The organism is Hyalangium sp., assembly GCF_035629615.1.
GTDB lineage: Bacteria > Myxococcota > Myxococcia > Myxococcales > Myxococcaceae > Hyalangium.
In genome coordinates, this window is sequence record NZ_DASPHO010000681.1 from 1 (window position 1) to 3,690 (window position 3,690).

The following is a 3,690-nucleotide window of genomic DNA, read 5'->3' on the forward strand; positions in this document are numbered from 1 at the left end:
TTGTCCGGGCCGGACGCCAGCAGCTCCGTGAGCGCTCGCAACCGGCTGCGCCGCCGCTCCAGGCAGGACTCCTGCAGCACCGCCAGGTTGCGTGGCTGAGCGGCCCGGGTCTGGCCAGTGGCCTCACACAGCTCCGTTCGCATCTTCACCCAGGTGCTCGCGTACCCGTCCAGCAGGGTGGCCACACGCTGCCAGGTGTCCGGTGCATACGACACCCCTGTGTCCAGCAGCGCCTGCTTCACCTTCGCCTTCGTCGGCGCATCCCAGATGCCTGCCAGGCGCCGCTCCAGGTGTCCGCATTCCGGGGCCTGCGCCTGCTGGCCCACCCAGCCCCAACCGGCGAGCACTCCCAGCGACACCACCACAGAAGCCAGTCCGAGGGTGCGCCTGCGAGCCCGCCGCTTCACCTCCGGATCGTCCTCGAGCGCCGCGAGCAGCTCCTCCATGGAGGCAGGGCGCTGAGAGGGATCGGCTCGCAGGCCCGTCAGCACGGTGCGAGCCACCCACGCCGGCACCTCGGACGAGGCCGGAGGCATGGGTGCCTTGCCGTCAGCGTGGGTGCGCGCCAGCTCCTCCACGGTCTTGCCGGGGAAGGGGAGCTGTCCGTAGAGCGCCTCGTAGAGCGCCGCGCAGAAGGAGAACACGTCCGTGTGCACGTCGGCCGGCTGTCCTCGGAGCAGCAGCTCCGGCGCCATGTACCGGGGCGTGCCCATGAGCGAGCCCGTCACGGTGAGCTCTTCCGGGGTCGCGGGCGTGCCGGGCGCTGGGTGGGGCGGGGCGGGCTCAGGAGCAGCCGGCCGGACGCGTGCGAGTCCGAAGTCCATGACGCGCGCACGCCCGTCCTTCCCCACCAGCACGTTGTCGGGCTTGAAGTCACGGTGGATCAGGCCGGCCGCATGCGCCGCCGCCAGTCCTCGCCCGGCCTCCAGGTACGTCCGCAGCACCTGCCGCCAGGTCCGCGGTGACCCGGCACGCCATTGACGCAGCGTCTGTCCTTCCACGTACTCCATGGCGATGAAGAGGGAGCCGTCCTCCAGCGCGCCCGAGTCGTACACGGCCACCACGTGGGGGTGGCTGAGCCGCGCCAGGGACTGGGCCTCGCGCGAGAGGCGGGCTCGCTCCTGGCCGCCGCTGCTGGAGTCCCGCTTCCTGGGGCGCAGCAGCTTGAGCGCCACGCGGCGATCCAGCCTGGGATCGTACGCCGCCAGCACCAGCCCCATGCCGCCCTGACCCAGGAAGTCCAGCACCGTGTAGCGGCCCGCCAGGGTACGGCCGGGAGCCAGCTCCGGGGGAAGGCCCTCCTTGGGCGCCGAGGGCCAGGTGGGGGCTTCGCCCTGCTCGGGCAGCGGAGGGCGGTGAGGACGCAGCAGGGTCGTCTCGAGCCCTTCCGAGCCAAGGGCGGGAGCCACCTGCTTCGTTGAATCACTCATCTCGACTGTCTCTGCGCGCGGCCGTGAAGCCCACGGAGTGTAGCAGGCACTTCCGAGGTGTGATCCGCGCACATCCGCGCAGGACACAGCACCCAGCAGGTGAGCGGTTCGGAATCCTGATCCGACCCATCAGGGCGGACCGGGTGACGCACGGGGCCATTTAAGGGGCGAGAGGGCACCGGGAATTGTTGGAGTTGAGAGCACTCGTGGCAAGCTGGAGGGTGGCGCCTGCCACGCCCATTCGAGTCACAGAGAGCTTCGATGCGGATCCGCTCGCGCCCATCCAGCCCAGCCTTGCTCCATCGTAGGAAGAAGACGACATGACCGAAGCCACACCGCTCGCCAGCCCGCCGGTCGCCTCCCCCCGACGCGCGAGCCCCTTGCGATCCTCGCTCGCGCTGGCGCGTCCGTGGGTGCTTGCCTCGCTGCTGATCGGCACCAGCGCGCTCGCGCAGCCCCAGGGCCTGCCCCCAATCGAGCTGGAGCGCCTCACGCTCAACCCCAGCGGCTCCGGCTCGCTGCTGCTGGGCACCGGCGAGGTGCTGACCCAGGGCGGCTACCGCTTCTCCTTCACCGGCCACTACCAGCATGATCCGCTCGCGCTGTTCCGAGATGGGGAGAAGCAGGGCTCGCTGGTGAAGGGCCGCATCACCGGCCACCTGGCGGCCGCCTATGCCCTCTTCAACTGGCTGGAGCTCTCGGCGCAGGTGCCCCTGCTGCTGACGCAGAGCGGGGATGACCTGACGCAGTTCGGCCTGGACTCAATCTCGACGGGGCCGGGGCTCGGCACGCCCTACCTCGGGGTGCGGCTGGGGCTGCTGTCCCAGGAGGACGAGCATCCCGTGGATCTGGCGCTGGGAGTGCAGGTGGGCCTGCCCGTGGGCAGCGCCGCGGCCCTGGCGAAGGATGGGTCTCCCCGCATCCACCCGAGCGTGATGGTGGGCCGGCGGTTCGGCTCGCTGCGCGCTGCGCTGGATGCCGGCGTGGTGGTGCGCTCCACGTCCACGCTGGTTGACGACTTCAACATCCAGGATGAGGTGGGCGCCGAGCTGCGCCTGGGAGGCGTGCTGGCCACCACGGGCGAGGGGATCCGCGGCGAGCTGAACCTCATTGGCTCCATTCCCTTCTCGCGCACGGGAGGCACCGTGGAGGCGCTGGCTGGCGCGCGGTTGCCGGTGAGTGCGGCGATCGAGGCCTACGCGCTGGCCGGTGTGGGCGTTGGCGAAGCGCCCGGCACCCCCACCTTCCGCGCGCTGCTGGGCGTGGCCTACGGGCACACGCCGCCCCGGTGTGTGGCCGGCGGTAAGCACACGCCCGAGCAGTGCCCCGAGCTGGATGATGACAACGATGGCGTGAAGAACTCCGCCGACACCTGCCAGGGCCAGAGTGGACGGGTGGATGCGCAGGGCTGCCCGGTGAAGGACTCGGACGGCGACGGGATCTTCGATCCGGACGACAAGTGCCCGGCGGTGCCGGGCCTGGCGCAGTTCCAGGGCTGCCCGGACACGGACAAGGATGGCATCGAGGACTCGGCGGACAAGTGCCCGACGGTGCCGGGCGTGGCGCAGTTCCAGGGCTGCCCGGACACGGACAAGGACGGCATCGAGGACTCGGCGGACAAGTGCCCGACGGTGCCCGGCATGCCCGAGTTCCAGGGCTGCCCGGATACGGACAAGGACGGCTTCGAGGACTCGGTGGACGCCTGCCCGACCGAGCCCGGCATCGCCGAGCTGAAGGGCTGCCCGGCCAAGGACACGGACGGCGACACGCTGCCGGATCACCGCGACAACTGCCCGACGGAGCCGGGCCCGGTGGACAACCAGGGCTGCCCGGTGAAGGAGAAGCAGATCGTCGCCATCGAGAAGGACCGCCTCGAGATCAAGGAAAAGGTCTACTTCGACACCAACAAGAAGACGATCCAGCGCCGCAGCTTCAAGCTGCTGGATCAGGTGGCCAAGGTCATCCTCGAGCACCCCGAGCTGGAGAAGGTCTGGATCGAAGGCCACACGGATGAGCGAGGCAGCAACGAGCACAACCGCGAGCTGTCGCAGGAGCGCGCGGAGGCGGTGCGCGACTACCTGGTGAAGAAGGGCGTGGCGCCGCAGCGGCTGGAGGCGAGAGGCATGGGCCGCACCATGCCTGTCGCGCCGAACACCACGGAGAAGGGCCGGGCGGCCAACCGCCGGGTCGAATTCCTCACCACGCCGCGCGAGGGCGCGCAGCAGTAGGCGCGAGGGACCGAACACATGAAGAACGCATC

2 protein-coding genes are annotated in these 3,690 nt (G+C 70.4%); one reads left to right on the forward strand and one right to left on the reverse strand.

Annotation, left to right across the window (positions count from 1 at the left end):
• Positions 1-1,430 (reverse strand): serine/threonine-protein kinase (locus tag VD972_RS34320; protein ID WP_324993023.1); only part of this gene is annotated, 1,430 nt, incomplete at its 3' end.
• 320 nt (positions 1,431-1,750) lie between these two features.
• Between VD972_RS34320 and VD972_RS34325 the strand changes: the two genes are divergently transcribed.
• Positions 1,751-3,658: an OmpA family protein gene (locus VD972_RS34325; protein ID WP_324993024.1), complete on the forward strand. Its 1,908-nt coding sequence runs from the start codon at positions 1,751-1,753 to the stop codon at positions 3,656-3,658.
• Positions 3,659-3,690 lie beyond the last annotated feature (32 nt).